The following is a 17,456-nucleotide window of genomic DNA, read 5'->3' as shown; positions in this document are numbered from 1 at the left end:
ATTGAGTTAATTATTTAGAACTTTTTCACCAACATTAGTTGACAAAGAGCCATAATTATGATTATTATTTAGTTTCACGGTGTAAAGTAACTTTTCTTTCACGTGGGCAATATTTTTGCTTTTCTAAACGATCAGGATTGTTACGTTTATTTTTGCTTGTTAGGTAGTTACGTTCTTTACAAGAAGTACATTCTAAAGTAATGTTTACGCGCATGTGTTTCCCCTCCTATATCTAATTTCGTATTTCTAAGATATTTCTTAGCCTCAGATATCATATCATGTTTATTCAAGAATTTCTACCCTTTTAGTAAAATTTGTAAAGGAAAACTACTTTACAAATTTATTGTTGTTTATAATCTGCATAAGCATCTACGATCGCTTTAGCCATCATTTGGTTTGGTCGGGTACTTTCACTGGTTAAGTGAGGTAAAATCACACTGACAGCAATCTCTGGATCATTGTATGGTGCATAGGCAACGACATTACTATTATACGTGCTATGCTCCCCAACATTGGTCTCAGCAGTACCTGTTTTAGCGGCCATATCTAATTTTGCACCTTGCATAGATTGCCCTGTCGTAAAGGCACCACTTCCATGAACAACATCATAAAAACCATTTTGAATGATCTGCATTTGCTCCGTATTGATATCTACCTTATTCAATTCTTTCGGCTTTATTTCTTCTTTCAGTTCACCAAGTTTTCCATCTGTATTGTTATCATAAATTCCTTCAACCACATGTGGCGCATAACGAGTACCGCCATTTGCAACTGTTGAGGCATATTGTGCTAGTTGCATTGCTGTATACGTATCATATTGACCAAAAGACAAATCGAGTAACAGTCCTGGCATTGGCGCTTTATCTGAATCAAAATCTTTATTTGAAACGCCTGTTGATTCTCCTGGTAAATCAATTCCTGTGGAAACGCCCATTCCATATTCACCAAATGCTTTACGTAAAACATTAAACAAAGTTGGATCGCCTTGTTGGTATGGCAACTGCATATTATATTGATAATCAGTATTCATCATTTTTAGCACCAGCTTCATCATGTAAGCATTGGATGAGTATTCTAAAGCTTTTTCAGCACTAAGAGGAATTTGATTGCCCGGAATCCTATTAAAAACAGATGATTTCTGCTCACTGCCAAAAATTTGTAGCGGTTCATCGATCAATACATCATTTCCAGTAATCACACCTTGCTCATATCCAGCTGAAATCGTGGCACCTTTTACTACAGAACCGGGTTCAAAAGCACTGTTAATCGTAGCTAAGGGGTTAGATGTTAGTTCATTTGTCGCCAAATCACGATCCAATCCAACCATGGCCATAACTGCACCTGTCTTTGGATCCATAACAACAGCATAAGCACCATCTGAGTATGCTGCATTTCCTGTAGCTAATAGTTGCTGATACTGCTCTCTAACAACTTCTTCCACTTTTGCTTGGAAAGCCATGTCGATTGTTAATTTTAGATTCTCACCTTTTTCACCCTCAGTTACAGGTGTTTGGGTAACCGTTTTGCCTTTGCTATCCAGCGTTACTTCTGAAATTCCTTTTTTTCCTTGAAGAACATCTTCGTATTGTTTCTCTAAATAACTAGTTCCTACTCGATCATTTAGTTCATATCCTTTAGCGATATACTCATCGGCTTCTTCTGCCGGCAAACCAGCTTTTTGAGAAGATACTTTTCCTAAAAGACTCATTATATCTGTATCATTTGGATACTCTCGATCCCAGTCGACGCCAGTTGAAACACCCGCAATTTCTGAAGTATTCTCACCGATTATTGCGATTTCATCCTGTGTAACTCCTTCATTTTTAATGAAGGCTGTATTAAGTTCGCCTACGGAGTTCATTCGTTTAAAAATAGTAGCTGCCTGTAACGTATGTTCATCAAAATTGATTTCTTCTGGTGTTACTTTTTCCACCGTTTTAACATACAAGATTCCTTCATCCGTAATTTTATTGCCTTTTTCATCTAGTTTATCTTTATCAGTCAAACGTTTTTGCGCAGATTTTAAATTTTCAGGATCAGCTAACCAATAATCTTTTTTATCCCGCTCCGTCAATTCATCTGCTGGTACATGAATCAAATCATTGACTTTATTAGCGATCGGTACAAGATCTTTTGTTTGGACTTTTTTACCACGCGTGTACGTAATGGCTAAATTAGCCTTGTTCCCAGCTAGTAAGTTTCCTTTAGCATCATATATTTCTCCTCGTGGTGCACTACTTTTGATCTTTAATGCTGAATTTTCTTCAGCTTTTTTCGCATATTCCTGTCCCTCGGCTATTTGCAAATAGCCTAAACGAACAATCAATGCTACGAATAAACCAAATATCACAAAAAACAGTAAGTTTAAGCGGAACGGAATATGTGATTTTTTATTTTTTTGTGTCATTGGTTCTTCATTATCTTTTTTTAATTTATCTAAAAAGCTCATTTTTTTCATTTTATCATTCATCCTCCATATGAGAAAAGTCTCGCTCCTCTATTGTAACGAAAAAAATCAAAAAAAAATAGAGGGAATCCTCTTACTAAGAAAATATTTAATTTTTACTGCAGAAAAAAGGCTAGGATATAACCCGACGAGTCATATCCTAGCCTTAAGGAATCCAAATAAACGGTGAGAGCACAAGTAACTCTTTCAGAAATAAGGTGAACTTCACAGAAATTCGAAGAGCAATTTGCTTGAATTTCCTCTTATTTCTCGGAGTTAAACACTTCTGTATCAGTCTCCTTTTTATTATCTTCTACTATAATTTGCTACATCAGCGACCATACTATCTACAAAGATATTTAAATCGATCACTTCTGTTTCTTTGCTGCCGTAACGGCGAATATTAACTGTTGCATCATCCATCTCTTTATCCCCAACGACGATTTGATAAGGAATTTTTTGTGTTTGAGAGGCACGAATCTTGTAACCCATTTTCTCATTGCGGTCGTCTACCTCGATACGCAGACCTTGTTCTTGCAGTCGTTTTTTCACTTCATATGCATAGTCTGAATGAGCTTCAACTGATACTGGAATAATAGTTGCCTGAATCGGTGCCAACCAAGTTGGGAAAGCCCCTTTGTAGACCTCAGTCAAGTAAGCAACAAAACGTTCCATTGTTGAAACGATTCCTCTGTGGATAACCAATGGACGATGTGTATTTTCTCCATCTTCACCTACATAAGTCAAATCAAATCGTTCTGGTAATAACGCATCAATTTGAATTGTAGATAATGTTTCTTCCATTCCTAAAGCAGTTTTTACTTGAACATCCAGCTTAGGTCCGTAAAAGGCTGCTTCACCTTCCGCTTCAAAGTAATCAATTCCCGCTTCGTCAGCCGCTTCTTTGATCATTGTTTCTGATCTTTCCCACATTGCGTCATCATCAAAGTATTTCTCTTTGTTGTTAGGATCTCTTAAGCTTAAACGGAAACGATAATCTGTCACATCAAAATCAGCGTAAACTTCTACCATTAATTTTAATGTACGTAAAAATTCTTCTTTAATTTGATCTGGACGAACAAATGTATGTCCATCATTCAAAGTCATTTCACGAACACGTTGTAATCCAGATAGTGCGCCAGATTTTTCATAACGATGCATCATACCAAGTTCTGCAATTCTAATTGGTAATTCACGGTAGCTGTGGATATCATTTTTATAAACCATCATGTGGTGTGGACAGTTCATTGGACGAAGCACTAACATTTCGCCATCTCCCATATCCATTGGTGGGAACATGTCTTCATGGTAGTGGTCCCAATGTCCAGATCTCTTGTAAAATTCAACATTAGCCATGATTGGTGTATACACATGTTGATAACCTAAACTGATCTCTTTATCAGTAATGTAACGCTCAATTGTACGGCGGATTGTCGCACCTTTTGGCAACCAGAATGGCAATCCTGAACCCACATCAGGATTAAGCATAAATAAATCAAGCTCTTTACCTAATTTACGATGATCGCGTTCTTTAGCTTCTTCACGCATTTTAATGAACTCTTTTAAATCTTTTTTATCGAAAAAGGCAGTTCCATAAATACGTTGCATCATTTGGTTGTTGGAATTTCCTCTCCAATAAGCACCCGCAACTGATAGTAATTGGAATACTTGAATACGTCCAGTTGATGGTACATGTACACCGCGACATAGATCAACAAAATCTCCTTGATCATAAACAGTAATAACTTCATCTTCTGGAAGCTCCGAAATCAATTCCACTTTGTATGGATCGTCTGAAAATAGCTCTAATGCTTCATTTTTAGAAACAACTTTGCGAACGATTGGATTGTTTTCTTTTACGATTTTCATCATTTCTGCTTCAATTGCAGGTAAATCTTCAGCTGTTATCGGATTTTCACCATTATCAGTGTCATAGTAAAAACCAGAATCAATGGCTGGACCTACTCCAAATTTGATTTTTGGGAATAAACGACGTAAGGCATTCGCCATTAAATGAGCGGATGAATGGCGTAAAATACCTAATGCATCCTCATGATCCGGTGTCACGATTTCGATAGTACCATCCTCTTCTATTGGACGATCTAAATCTATTAATGTGCCATTGAATTTCCCTGCTAATGCTTTTTTAGCTAAACTATTGCTGATACTTTTAGCGATATCTAACGTTGACGAACCAGCCTCAAATTCTTTGACTGCGCCATCTGGAAAAGTAATGTTGATTGACATTTTTGTTTCCTCCTTTAATAAATTATGATTGAAAAGATTGATTGTTCACTTCATTTTGGTCTTTTTTCAAATTCTTAAAAAAAATGAAAAAAGTCCTAGCAACCGATACTAAAATCGGAATACTAGGACGAAAAGTTCGTGGTTCCACCTATTTTTAAACACAGCAAACTGCCATGTTCCTCAAGCGTGTTAACGGTACGACCGCCTCTGTTTCAACAAAGGTTGGAAAAAGTGGTCATTCCTTGTGCCAGTCTGGGAAATTTTCAGCCAAGATTTCCTTCTCTAAAAGACTGCATGCAAGTTCAGTTGTCTTTCTCATCAATCATTTATGAGTTAATTTAAACACTTCTTCAAATAAAAAGCAAGCATTTCTTAAAAATTGATTCCTTTTTACGTTGTCCGCCTTGCGCATGATGGTAGTTATTAATACATTGATTTTATTGTAAATTTTTTAGGATAGAAAAGTTGAATAATTAAAAGATAAATAAAAATTATCCTTCTTCGTCTAAAAATGACTATTTTGGGGAAGCTATCCAGTAAAATTTTTTTGTAAAACAATTGAACAATTGCAACTTTGTGAAGCTGCAATCGTTCAATTTCTATTTTGTAAATGACTTGTTGAACTTTATTTATTCAAACATTTTCTTTGCGGCTTTCAGCAACGTAGGAATATCCTTATCATATCTTGGCGTTTTTACTAATTTAGACATTGGCACACCTGAAAAGTGGAAAGCTGCAATTTCACCAGAACGAACGGCACTTTGTTCGGTAAAAATCATTTGATAGGGTTGTTCTACAAACTCTCCAGTAAATGCTAGGTTTGTTGAATGTTCTGGAATAACTTTCGGTCTGTCTATCTTTGCTCTATTATTAAATAAAGCTGAAGCATATGGCATGTATACCGGTATATTATTAATAACACTATCTAATATTTTATCTTCTTTTTCAGCAATATTGATTGGACCAGGATCTACTTTAGATAATTGACCAATCAATTCTTGTACCATTTCTTTACCGGTCATTTTAATGTATTCCTTCTCAACAAATTCACCTTGACGTCTAGGATACAAGAAATATCCCCAAATAACTGTTTCATTTGGTTTTTGTGTTGTAAAGTGTGGTTGATGATGAACCACGATAGACATATTGACATCTTTTTGTCCTAATGGTGTTATTGGTATAGTTGAAACAAATGAATTTAGCGCATTCCCCGGAGTTTGAGTCGTGATTCTGATGATTTCATTTAGTAATAAATGATCTTTAGAAGTCAATGTAAAGCTTACCCATTCACTTGCATCTCGATCGGCAAAAAATTTATCCGGATTACCTAAATTATAAAATTTTTCACTGATATTTTTCCAAAGTGAGGAAGCCGCGCCATAGTCCATATTTTCTGCTGCTGGCGTATCATAATCACCTAAGGTTGCTGAATCAGTGATCGAACCATTTGTGAAAATAACAGCTGTATCTTCATCGATCGACAAATAATGATGTTCATTTGTTACTGTATCGATCATTTTAATTCCCGTTACAGTTATTTCATCTTGCATTTGAGTTTCTTTAAAATCAAAATCGGTCACTAAACGATTCAAAATAATTTCGCACCCTTGATCTTTCAAGTAGTTAATCAATGGCAACATGATACTTTCAAATTGATTATATCTTGTGCGATTTACCCCTACTAAATGTTCGATTTGAGTGAATTCATAAATCATTTGGTGCATATACCGGCGAAATTCTTGTGCAGAACTTCTTGTTCTAAAAGCAAATGTAGTTTCCCACATAAACCAGAAGTTTGTTTCAAAAAAGTGCGGATCATCTTTAAAATATTCTGCAATTGTTATATTATCTAATTTTTCTTCTTCAGAGTCAGGCATGGAAATTAGTTTAGTCAATAGTGCTCGGTCAGTATTATTAAAACCTAATTTGCCACCATCGATGATTCCTTTTCCCCCTTCAAGTAAACGTGCTTTGTCGAATGTTCGATGTTTCGCATCAAAATCTCTGGTATCTTCTTCAGCCGTCATATTCGGTTCAGTTGCTGAAGGGATTCTACTCAATAAGTCCATCAAATCAACATACGTACGATAGTTCAACATTCGACCACCACGTGCAATATATCCTTTGGTATTTTCCATCGGATGATTTTCATTCCAATATTCATCAGTTACGGTATCAGTCGGTGCTCCATCATTTGATCCATGATCATCTAATGAATAAAATTTGATTTGAGAGCCGCTCCAACCTCCTTCTTGAATGAGATAAACGGCCGCAGCCATATTTGCGATTCCAGCACCGATCATTACAGCTTTATTTTTTCTCATAATATTTTCTCCTTCATATTTCGACTTTTACTTACTAGTATCATATTCATCATATAAATAATCATCATTTTCGAGCAAACCAGTTTTTTTACCTAAATACAGACTGCCAAGCGCTAATAAGCCGATTCCAATTCCCAGTACCATGAACTTATTTTTCATAAAATTACCTCTTTCTCTAATACATTATATTTGTTATTTGTATCCTATATCTGGACGTCTTTAATTACAAACTTAGTGACTTCCATTTCCTTTTTTTTTAGACACTCTTGTTAAACTGTTTAAAATTTGTTAGATAAAAGGATATTTGAATGTGTGATTAAGATGTTTTCTAAATGAAAATGTGTCCTACAAATTGACACACATCTCAAAACATTCATTTTTGATATATGAAAGGGATATATAGAATCTAGACTTCTTTCCTTCACTATTTCTATGGAAAATAATTACTTTACATTCTAAGTATAAAAAAATATCATTCTCCAGGATGATTAAATCACGACAAATAAACAACCAAGAGACCAACATTTTTTAAATAATGAAATTTATTTAAACTTATTTGGCTTAACAGTTGAAAAATGTTGACTATATAAATATTTTCGCAAATATAATGTGATTTTGTACTCTTTAAAAATAACGCATCTTTTTAAATATAACGTAAAATACTATCAATATTTATGAGTTTGATAGCTCAATGATCAATCTAAATGAAATTTCCTTTCAATCACTTCTTCTTGTATAATAAGAATAGAGGTGATGATAATGAAAATAGAATTTGAACAAAAATTGTCAGAAAAAGAATGGTTTGATTTTAACAAAATATATTTACATTTTAAAAATAAAAAATTACGGTTGTTTTTAATTGTAATGATAGTTTTTTCTGCAATTCTACTCTTGCTCTCATTATTTTTAATATGGTCTTTTTTTAGAGCACCCTCTTTTGTTTTTGTTCCCTTAACTATTAGTAATATAATACAATACTATCCATTAGGCTTTTTTATAACATTTTTATCTTTTTTGCTGGTAATTTCCTTTACTTTACGTTACCGATTTCAAATCGACATAGCTTTAAAAAAAATGTTAAAAGATCCTAGAAATAAGGATTTATTCCCACAACAATCTTTTTATTTAGACAATGAACATGTTCTAGTGTCTACTGACTTATCCTCTTCTACTATGCAATGGAAGGCTTTTGCTGAAGTGGTAGAAACTAAAGATCATATTGCTTTTTTTAAAAATTCTTCTAACATGGTTTTGCTAAGAAAAAAAGAGTTAATGCAGTATCAAATTAGGCAAATTGATACTGTTATAAAAAATGATTTATCTGATGTTTATCTTTCTTTGCAATAATTTAACTTGGTAATTCGTCCAAATTGCTTATCTTAAGTTTCAATTAATAAGAGTATAGAATAAAAATATGATTGGAAACGAATTCAAACCATATTTTTTGTTCATTCACTTAAATTTCACCTCTATGATATTCTAGTATTTTAACTTTATTATTATAGTGAGGTAAATTATTTATGTTCTGGATCTAATAAGCGACCTCTACTGGTAGAGGTCGCTTATTAGTAATTTTTACATCAATAGCTAAATGATGAGATTCCAGTTTTATATTCCTTATATTTAGAAAATCATTCATTCGATTTAAGTGCAGTAATCATATCTATTTTCTTTAGTCTACGGTGAGTAATGAACATTACAAGCAAAGAAAATAAAATAGTTAGACCAGCTGAAAAGAGATAACCAGAAATCGGGATCAACAGTGGGAAACTAATCATAGGTGATGCAGCGGTGGTAATAATAAACCAAGTTAGTATTTTCCCAACTCCAAAGCCTAATAAAATACCTAGCACGGTGAAAATAATTGTTTCTCTAACGATATACATAGTAACTTCCATATTAAAAAATCCTAGAACTTTGATAGTAGCCAATTCCCGTTCTCGCTCTGAAACATTTATATTTGTAAGATTAAACAAAACGACTAAAGCCAGCGTTCCTGATAACACGATGAAAATCAACACAACTGGTTGGAAATTAGTACTAGCGTAGGTCTGTTTCTCTATTTGCTGACTCATAAAAGTTGTTGCACGAACTTGTTTAGTCTCTTGTAATTTTTTAGATAAGCGATTTTGAGCTTCAACAGTCATGTTATTTGTTTTAACTAGAAACGAATTTGGTCTAATTCGCTCACCACTAATTTTTTCTAAATATCGTTGATTAACAAAAATATTATTACCTAAATAATTTTCTACAATCCCACTGACTTTGATTCTCAATTTTGTTCCATCAGCATTTTGCATCGTTAGCTCGTCGCCAACCTTTACGTTATATGCTTTTGCTAGCCCAATTGTGATAATCGCACCATTATCACCAAGTTCTATTAATGAATCATTATTTGCTTTTTTCAAAGTAAAATACTTATTAACTTGATTATTGTCTGAAAAGCTATAAATTGTTGCAGCTTGATCAGTCAAGCCGTCTTGCTTGAACTTAACTTGAGTCGTATACACAGGATAATTAGATTTGATTTCTTGCTCATTTTTCAAAACTGTATCAACTGTTTCTGTATCATTTACTGTTGCATTGTTGTCTACTATCACAATAGCTTGAAAATGATTTAGTTGATTAAATTGAACATCCGCCGCACCACCAATAGAATCCCTCAAACCAAAACCTGCTACCATTAAACCACAACATCCGGCTATTCCTGAAATTGTTAAAATCATTCGTGCTTTATAACGGAAAAGATTGCGGTAAGTAACTTTTTGATTAAAGCTTAAGCGCGTCCAAAGTGGCGTAATATATTCTAAAAGAATTCTTTTTCCAGGTTTTGGTGCTTTAGGCATTAAAAGTGCCATTGGTTTTTCTCGCAAATCCTTGATCAAAATATAGATAGTTGCCACAACTGTTGCGATCAAGGCACCACCAATAGCAATCAAGATAGGCCCGATCCAAAAGTTAGTCAGATACTCCGTGAATACATAGGAAGAACTTAGCATTTTAAACACTATTGGCGGAAGTAATTTTGTTCCCACAATCACACCAAGTACGGAACCGATACTGACAGTCAGTAGAGCGTAAACTAGATATTTTTGTGAAATTTCGCTATTTCGATAACCTAGAGCTTTCAATGATCCAATCACCTTACGATCCTCTTCCACCATTCGTGTAATTGTAGTAAATGTGATCAACGCACTAATCAAAAAGAAAAAGACAGGAAAAATATTACCGATTGCATCAATCCGCGTAGAAAGACTAGTCACTTCTTCAAAACCAGGATTAGCTTCACGCTCAGTTATAAAATAGTTAGGTGTATTCATGTCCGCTACTTCAGTTTTTGCCTCATCAATTTTTAGTTGTCCTGCTAAAATTTTCGTTTGATTTTTTGATAGTAACTCTTGTTGCTCCTCAAAATTTTTTTCTGCCTTTTCTATCTGTACTTCACCATCGGCAAAATTGCTAGCAGCCGTTTCACCATACATTTGAATTAGTTGCTCTTTTTGTGTAGTTACTTGATTCTTTTCTTGTTCCAATTGTTGCTTTGCAAAATCTAGTTGTTGTTGTCCTTCATCAAGCTTTTTTTGATTTTGAATTAGTTCAGTTTGATTCTTATTAATTTCAACTGTTGCCTGATCAACCAACTCTTGTTTCCGTTCCGCTTTTCTGATTTCAACTATTTTTTCTATTTGTTCCTTTTTTTTCATTAATGTAGTGGAATATTTTTTTGAAAAAATATTTTCATTCAATAAGTCATCAAAACGAAGATACAAAATCGAATAGGCATCATGATTAAAATCAACTTCATTTATATACGCATAGCCATCTATCGTTCCATTGCCAATAGAAGTAGCCCCTTTTTCTTCTTTATTCACGTAAATTGGTGATTCAACGTAACCCACTACTTTAAAATCATTTTTCATCAAACGATCGCTATCAATAATCATTTGACTATCCAAAGGGTACTCTTTCTCAAGTGCTGTATCTAACACGATCTCAGTTGATTTAGTAGGAAACCGCCCTTTGATTAATTTCAACTTATTCTGGATTGCTTTTTTATCATAAGAGTATAATTGCAGTGCCTTATCATGCGTTTCATCGGCATAAGGAAAACTATAGCCCAGCTCTGCTTCGACTCCTGAAATTGTTTCCACCGCTTTAAGGTCATTCTCTGTTAAACTTGCAGTGCCGACTATTTGAAGGTCGGAAACATTATTTTTCACAACATAATTTTGAATACTCGTTTCCAAATCTGGTCCTACTGACTTAATCCCAACAAATAACAAAACAGCCATGAAAATAATTAAAATGATGGCAATAAAACGCCCTAATGAGCTTCTAATATCACGGAACGTGCTACGAAGATATAAATTATTTTTCATTCTGTTCACCTACCACTCAATCTCTGTAATTGGTTTGGGGTGTTCGTTGATTTCTATAGACCGAACTTTTGCATCATTGATTCGAATTACTTGATCAGCAATCGGTGCAATTGCACTATTATGAGTAATCAAAAGAACTGTCCGACCCTGTTTTCGACAAACATCCTGTAATAGTTGCAGGACCTGCTTTCCCGTTTCATAATCAAGAGCTCCAGTCGGTTCATCACACAACAAAACTTTGGGATTTTTAGCTAATGCTCGCGCAATTGCAACACGCTGCTGTTCTCCACCTGATAGCTGTGCTGGAAAATTCGCCATTCGTTCACCTAAACCAACTTGCTCCAACGTCATTTCCACATCTAACGCATTTTTAGAAACAGCCGTTGCCAATTCAACATTTTCTTTTGCAGTTAAATTAGGAACTAAGTTATAAAATTGAAAAACAAAACCAACCTCAGTGCGCCGATATTCCGTCAATCGTTTCTCATTTAGCGGTGAAATATCTATCCCATTAATGACCACTTTTCCTTCACTAGGAGTGTCCATTCCTCCCAAGATATTTAAAACCGTTGATTTACCTGCACCACTCGGACCTAAAATTACTGCTAATTCTCCTTCTTCTACAGAAAAACTGATATCGTTATTGGCTACAATCGTCGTATCACCCATTCGATAGCGTTTAAATAAATTCTTTATCTCAATAAAACTCATTTTTTTCACCTCGTTATAATTTCAACAAACTGTTGCTTTAATGACTCTCAATAAGTATAATCAGTCTTAAAATGAATTACAATAAGCAAATTTAAACGATTTGTCATTTTTTGAACAGTAATAAAAAAAGTGTTGAAAGGAATGTTATCAATGGTTGGAATAAAAGATAATCGCCGCACACAATACACAAAAAAAGTGATTCAAGAAGCATTTATAGAATTACTAGCCGAAAAGAATTTACAAGATATTACAGTTACTGAAATCACTCATAAGGCTGATATCAATCGAGGAACCTTTTACAACTATTACCAAGATAGCATAGATTTATTTCAAGTGATTGAATCTGAGCTGACTGCAGAAATTCTTCCTTTGATCAAGTTACGTACCTCGGATAATTTAGTTGACTGGTTACAACGTTTTATTACGATTTTAGATAAAAATAAAGTGATCTCACTGACTTTACTAAAAAATAACACGACTAGTTATCTGTTAGAAACAATTTTCTCTGAAGTCCGCGACTTAGCTTTAGCGGAATTTCGTCGTATGTTTAAGGAAGAGGATCCGCGTCTTTTGGATTATTTCTTTACTTATTTTGTAAAAGGAACGATTGGGACTCTCGTAGAATGGATGAGCAACGAAGACGGTACGACCGCAGCAGATATTAGTCTTGTAATAGCAAAAGTGTTGCCTTCTATGGGACATTCGTATTTTAATGATTCGATTTAATACCGTGTAACCTCAGCCTGTAACAAAAATTGTATTTTGTATTAAATTAAAACTATTTGAAGTCTAAATGCTTAAGTAATTTAGATTTTTTTCCTTGTTAGTTGGAATTTATAAATGCAATAAAGGTCAGAGCATGACAACTCTGACCTAAAGCATTTATAATTCTTTTTTTGTTTTTTGTTTTTTCTCAATAACTGAAATTGGTTCAGGAAATACTACTTCAAAATCACTGCTTTTTTTCAAAAAGATAAAATCATTTTTCTCTTTTTGAACGTGGACAGTAGTAGCATTGGTATCTGTTGGAATTGGTACAGGTTTTGGAGAATCATAATCATTATTCATACAGGACCTCCTTTTTTACTTTACATAATTATATATCATAATTCCTTTATAAAACAAAGGAATACATTCTGATTAACGCCTTAAAAAGAAATGCTTAAAATGAGATTTCATTGATTGATTATAACCCTTGTTTTGAACACAAAAAAATAGCAATCAACACTTATATGTTTTGGTGGTAGATCATGCAAAAAAAGGCAGTACGAGTATCCCATACTGCCTTTCTACATTATTATTTAACTAAATTTTGATGCAAAATTAACAAATTGTTTTCCAACACCTTCTAAAAAGTCTTCAGTTCCTTTATTAGTAGGTTCTAAGTTTTCATCAAATAAATTATTTGAGTTGGCAATATAGACTTCTGGCTGTTGCATAGTTGGCATATTTAAGAAAGTCAGAGATTGTCGTAACACATGATTAGCCAAAACTCCAGATATTCCAGAAATAGATTGTGATGCTACAAGCGCTGGCTTACCATCCCACACATTTTCTCCCCATGGACGAGATGCAACATCTAAAGCATTTTTTAATGCTGCCGGAATACTACGGTTATGTTCAGGTGTTACAAAAATAATTGCATCTTGTTGACTTACTTCTGCTCTAAAGCGAGTGTACTCTTTTGGAGAATTTTCATCTAAATCTTGATTATACAATGGTAAATCTCCGATAGTTATAAAGGTAACTTCTGCATTTTCTGGAAGTCCCTTCACAATTGCTTTTGCAACTGCTTCTGAATATGAATTTTTTCTAGTTGAACCTACGATCACACCATATTTTGTCATTATATATCCCTCTTTCTTCTTACTTAAAGTAAGTATACTACTTTAGAATTTATTTTACAATAGAAAGGCAAAATTATTATTATATCTATTTTAGTAGTTATTAATTAGTTCCAGTCAAAAGAAGGATCACACCAATTAAAGTTCAAATACCAACATACTAATCATGTGCCAATAACGAATGTTTTTTAGAAAACATGTTAAATTATTCTAAAAAAAGTCGAGACCTAAAGCTTCGACTTTTTCTAATTTAAATATTCACGCTAAAGTTAATCCTCAGAGCGCTCTAAAATTTTTCCTGTCTGTGCATCAAGCTTAATTTCGTACTCTTTAGTCTTCTCTATTACTTTTACTTCCCAATAGGTTGTTGCTAATTCACGCTCAAGTTTCCATTCTGTTGCTGTTCCTGTTCCCACTTCTTTTTCTGCTAAGACACTCACTTCTTTGATAGGCAATACATTTTTTATATCAATGGCCTCCTGTTTCTTCTTAAGTCCATCTTGCTCATCTTTATCAAGTACTTCTTCTCGTTCCTTCTTAACTTCTCCAGTATTTGCTTGTATGTTTAGGCCATATTGATTATGATCATCTACACCTTCAATTGTGTAATAGTATTCTCCAAAACTTTGATCTAGTTCTACTGATGTTAGTTCTGTATTAGGGTAGACTTCCTTATATTTGTTAAATGCTTCTTGTAATGAAATCGAAAATTCATTACTTTGAGAAGAATCAAGTTCTTTAGTAGAATTTTCTGTAATTCTATTACTGGTTGTCTGGTTTGATTTTTCACCAGATATGTTGTTTGTATTTATTTTCTGATTACAACCGCTCATTAGAATACCTACTGTCAGAATTGCTGCACCCGCGACTATTTTTTTCATATTCCACCTCGTAATTTCCTATTTATATCCTCTATATTACTTGAAAAAAGAGCATTCTACATCAAACTAAAGTCTCATTTTATAAACGAGACCAGTTTTATGAGAGAATCTATAAATTCTTTTTGGCATATGCTAATTAGCAACAAAAAACGACTTCTCAATGAGACAGCCCTTTTTATTGGAAGCACTTTAATAGTCGGTTGTTCTTCTTTCGTTACTGGTTGAAATTCAACTAAGTTTAATTTCTATTTAAAAATCTCCGATAAGCTAATTCGCAAAACTATCTAATTTCTTTTCTTGCTTATCAAAAGCTTCTTTTACTGATTTTCCAAATTGTCCTTTGATTGATCCTTCTAAAGATTTTGTTGTCTTTGAAAGAGAAGTTTTCGCTTCTTCTAGAATAACCTTTCCTTTTTTTTCAGCACTATTTTGTACGCCAGCCATTCCTATTGCTCGAACAGCTGATTCTTGATATCTTTTCCACATTTTTTTCAATAATTCATCTAATAATCCATTCATATAGACTCTCCTATATCTTATAGTTCTTCTTTAAGTTTTTTTAATTGAGAACGATAAGTATTTTCAGCTTCGTCCTCTTTTTTCATCAACTTACGTTTTTCTTTTTCTAATTCATCCAAAAAATAATGATTTTCTTGTTCCATTTCTCGCCTTGCTTGATTAAACGGCTCGCCATCCAATGCCAAATCTTTTAAGACATAGGACAACTGTTCTAAAGAATCTTCTAAGAAATATTCGCCTTTTTTTCGTACAGCCTTTAGTTCGTTCTCTTGCTCTTCTACCTGTTTGCGTATTGCTTGATATGCTTTTATAATTGCTTCTTCATTCAAAGAATTATCCTCCAATATAATTAAAACTGAAGCTGTCGTGCTAAATCTTGATCTTGTTGAACAACTGCAATGATCTTACTATTTATTTCTGAAACTAAACTTTCAAATGTTTCACCAACTTTTTTCGCTTCTTGTATCTTCTGTTGGCATTTTTCATTTGGCGTATTACGATTCGTGCTTTAATAAATCCCACTGAAGATAATTAACTCTCCATTTCGGCTTCGGATAAGTCAGAAGAAGCACCTCTTGCACTCGTTAAAATCTTATTCCATAATTCTTCTGTTTTATCTATTTCTCCCTGATAATGTACAATGATTTTGCTCATGGCCACTTTTAGCAAACTAGACGCTGTTGTTACAATCGATTTAGCACGTGTGGCATCTAAATAAATCTCTTCTGTACCTGAAAGTCCACCACCACTGGCATTTAATTTGGCCTCTAACGATTTTAATAAATACATACTCGTTACAAATTTACTCATTAAGTTTTGTTCTAATTGTTGTCCATCCATTAATGCGTATGTATTGTCAGGAACTCTTAATCGTCCATCTTCGTCAAATTTCCATAAAGTTAAAGCATGCGCATCTAGAGGATTGCCGGGACTTCCTTTAGTATAGCCAATCATAATTTCTGCACCTGTTCCGTTCCACATCAAGTTTCCTATTAAATCTGCGAAATTACGATAATTTGTCAGCATACCAGGATTATCTTTAATCCATTTTTTAGCGTCTGTAGATAATATACCGTATGGATCTGGTCCGTTGAAGCCAACGTTGCGCCATTTATTTTCAGCTGCAATCATAAGTGCTAAGTGTTCACCTAATGAATGACCAGTTGTTGTAACGACTGCATGGGGATAGGTCAAGTTGATCCAATCCGCAAATTCTTGTGCAGAATTAGCTTGACCTGGTTTCCACCCAAGTTGTTTCAATCTCAATCCGACAGTTTGAGCATCTGTTGCAACATCTCGCCAGTCCCCGCCAAAATTGGTTCCTGCAAAGGCAGCTGTTAATTGAGTCATATCTGGATAACCATTTGAATCTAAAGAAGCTATCGCCATAGCTTGCATGCCATTACTCGGTTCTGATTTGATTTTTAATATCTGGTATTTTTTTCCACCTACATTTTGGAGACTTCCCGCAGTAATCAATGGATCATAATAAGGATGCTTAGGGTCTAAGCGATAAACCAAATCACTTAAAGCGTTATATTCTTTTTCAGATGTCATTAAATGATTTCCTCACTTCCATTTGAAAAAAATACTTTTATTTTAGACTTTGTTTCACCATTTGTTTGTACTTCCTCATCGCTAATACCGTAGCTGTCAATCTCATCTCTTTCTTTAGAAAAAATATAACTGAACTTTGCTGACTTATTATTGTCGCTTATCAATTCAATAAAAATACTAAATGAACCAGTAGAAGGATTACGTCCAGCTTTTTCTATATTAACTTCTTTGATATTACTAAAAGTTTGTTTCAATGCAACTATTGATTTTCTCTCTACTTCAATTAACTTTTTATCTTGTTCAACTTTTTTCTCATCCATGTAATATTTCCCTCCAAATCCTATTAACGCTAGTAAACACAATCCTATAATGATCATGCTATTTCCTTTCTTAATTTTCTTCTCCTTTAGTAATAATAAATTAACTATAACATACAATTGCGATACAATACATTAGTGAAAATACAATTATTCAATGTGTATGTTAGATAGACTAGTTGCTTGCTATATGCGCTTATAAAAATAGATGAGCTTCAAAAAAAACTCTAA

Annotated in this window: 16 protein-coding genes; 2 read left to right on the top strand and 14 right to left on the bottom strand. The window is 33.8% G+C overall.

Annotated features, from left to right (window positions below):
• Positions 1-64 precede the first annotated feature (64 nt).
• The 5 genes from rpmG to AC4BC4_RS04010 form a co-directional block, all read right to left on the bottom strand.
• Entirely contained in the window at positions 65-214 is a 150-nt protein-coding gene (gene rpmG, locus AC4BC4_RS04030; protein ID WP_002296119.1) for a 50S ribosomal protein L33, read from the bottom strand.
• A gap of 126 nt (positions 215-340) precedes the next feature.
• Positions 341-2,458 carry a penicillin-binding transpeptidase domain-containing protein gene (locus tag AC4BC4_RS04025; RefSeq protein WP_438758485.1) on the bottom strand — a complete coding sequence of 706 codons (2,118 nt, stop codon included), beginning with the start codon at positions 2,456-2,458 and terminating at the stop codon, positions 341-343.
• Between the two features lie 294 nt (positions 2,459-2,752).
• On the bottom strand, positions 2,753-4,693 hold the full coding sequence (gene thrS / locus AC4BC4_RS04020; protein WP_438758484.1) for a threonine--tRNA ligase: 1,941 nt from the start codon (positions 4,691-4,693) through the stop codon (positions 2,753-2,755).
• A 629-nt stretch (positions 4,694-5,322) separates the two neighbouring features.
• Positions 5,323-7,017 carry an oleate hydratase gene (locus AC4BC4_RS04015; RefSeq protein WP_490476852.1) on the bottom strand — a complete coding sequence of 565 codons (1,695 nt, stop codon included), beginning with the start codon at positions 7,015-7,017 and terminating at the stop codon, positions 5,323-5,325.
• Positions 7,018-7,044: 27 nt separating this feature from the next.
• Positions 7,045-7,176 (bottom strand): methanol dehydrogenase, encoded by a 132-nt coding sequence (locus AC4BC4_RS04010; RefSeq protein WP_438758482.1) that lies wholly within the window; start codon positions 7,174-7,176, stop codon positions 7,045-7,047.
• Positions 7,177-7,776: 600 nt separating this feature from the next.
• On the opposite strand from AC4BC4_RS04010, the gene AC4BC4_RS04005 reads away from it, so the two are divergent.
• Positions 7,777-8,364: a YcxB family protein gene (locus AC4BC4_RS04005; protein ID WP_438758481.1), complete on the top strand. Its 588-nt coding sequence runs from the start codon at positions 7,777-7,779 to the stop codon at positions 8,362-8,364.
• A gap of 284 nt (positions 8,365-8,648) precedes the next feature.
• On the opposite strand, the gene AC4BC4_RS04000 is transcribed toward AC4BC4_RS04005, so the two are convergent.
• Together AC4BC4_RS04000 and AC4BC4_RS03995 are read right to left on the bottom strand one after the other, a co-directional pair.
• Positions 8,649-11,396: an FtsX-like permease family protein gene (locus tag AC4BC4_RS04000; protein WP_490476851.1), complete on the bottom strand. Its 2,748-nt coding sequence runs from the start codon at positions 11,394-11,396 to the stop codon at positions 8,649-8,651.
• A 9-nt stretch (positions 11,397-11,405) separates the two neighbouring features.
• Positions 11,406-12,107 (bottom strand): ABC transporter ATP-binding protein, encoded by a 702-nt coding sequence (locus AC4BC4_RS03995; RefSeq protein ID WP_490476850.1) that lies wholly within the window; start codon positions 12,105-12,107, stop codon positions 11,406-11,408.
• A 150-nt stretch (positions 12,108-12,257) separates the two neighbouring features.
• On the opposite strand from AC4BC4_RS03995, the gene AC4BC4_RS03990 reads away from it, so the two are divergent.
• Complete coding sequence (locus tag AC4BC4_RS03990; protein WP_490476849.1) at positions 12,258-12,833, top strand: TetR/AcrR family transcriptional regulator; 576 nt, start codon at positions 12,258-12,260, stop codon at positions 12,831-12,833.
• A 156-nt stretch (positions 12,834-12,989) separates the two neighbouring features.
• On the opposite strand, the gene AC4BC4_RS03985 is transcribed toward AC4BC4_RS03990, so the two are convergent.
• The 7 genes from AC4BC4_RS03985 to AC4BC4_RS03955 all read right to left on the bottom strand — a co-directional run bounded on the left by AC4BC4_RS03985 (position 12,990) and on the right by AC4BC4_RS03955 (position 17,228).
• Positions 12,990-13,175, bottom strand: coding sequence for a hypothetical protein (locus AC4BC4_RS03985; protein ID WP_438758477.1), 186 nt, complete (start codon positions 13,173-13,175; stop codon positions 12,990-12,992).
• Positions 13,176-13,408: 233 nt separating this feature from the next.
• Complete coding sequence (locus AC4BC4_RS03980) at positions 13,409-13,954, bottom strand: NADPH-dependent FMN reductase (protein WP_490476848.1); 546 nt, start codon at positions 13,952-13,954, stop codon at positions 13,409-13,411.
• A 266-nt stretch (positions 13,955-14,220) separates the two neighbouring features.
• On the bottom strand, positions 14,221-14,832 hold the full coding sequence (locus AC4BC4_RS03975) for a PepSY domain-containing protein (protein ID WP_490476847.1): 612 nt from the start codon (positions 14,830-14,832) through the stop codon (positions 14,221-14,223).
• Between the two features lie 267 nt (positions 14,833-15,099).
• Positions 15,100-15,351, bottom strand: coding sequence for a hypothetical protein (locus AC4BC4_RS03970; RefSeq protein WP_490476846.1), 252 nt, complete (start codon positions 15,349-15,351; stop codon positions 15,100-15,102).
• Between the two features lie 17 nt (positions 15,352-15,368).
• The gene (locus AC4BC4_RS03965) at positions 15,369-15,680 is read right to left on the bottom strand and encodes a hypothetical protein (protein ID WP_490476845.1); all 312 of its coding nucleotides are present in this window, start codon (positions 15,678-15,680) and stop codon (positions 15,369-15,371) included.
• A 202-nt stretch (positions 15,681-15,882) separates the two neighbouring features.
• A complete protein-coding gene (locus AC4BC4_RS03960; protein WP_490476844.1) occupies positions 15,883-16,908 on the bottom strand; it encodes a lipase in 1,026 nt (341 codons plus the stop codon).
• The gene (locus AC4BC4_RS03955; protein WP_490476843.1) at positions 16,908-17,228 is read right to left on the bottom strand and encodes a hypothetical protein; all 321 of its coding nucleotides are present in this window, start codon (positions 17,226-17,228) and stop codon (positions 16,908-16,910) included. Before AC4BC4_RS03955 ends, AC4BC4_RS03960 begins: the two co-directional genes overlap by 1 nt.
• Positions 17,229-17,456: the final 228 nt, after the last annotated feature.

It is taken from the genome of Enterococcus sp. AMC1086 (genome assembly GCF_058216575.1).
The sequence above is the reverse complement of the archived record's forward strand: the minus strand, read 5'-3'. Positions and strand labels throughout refer to the sequence as shown.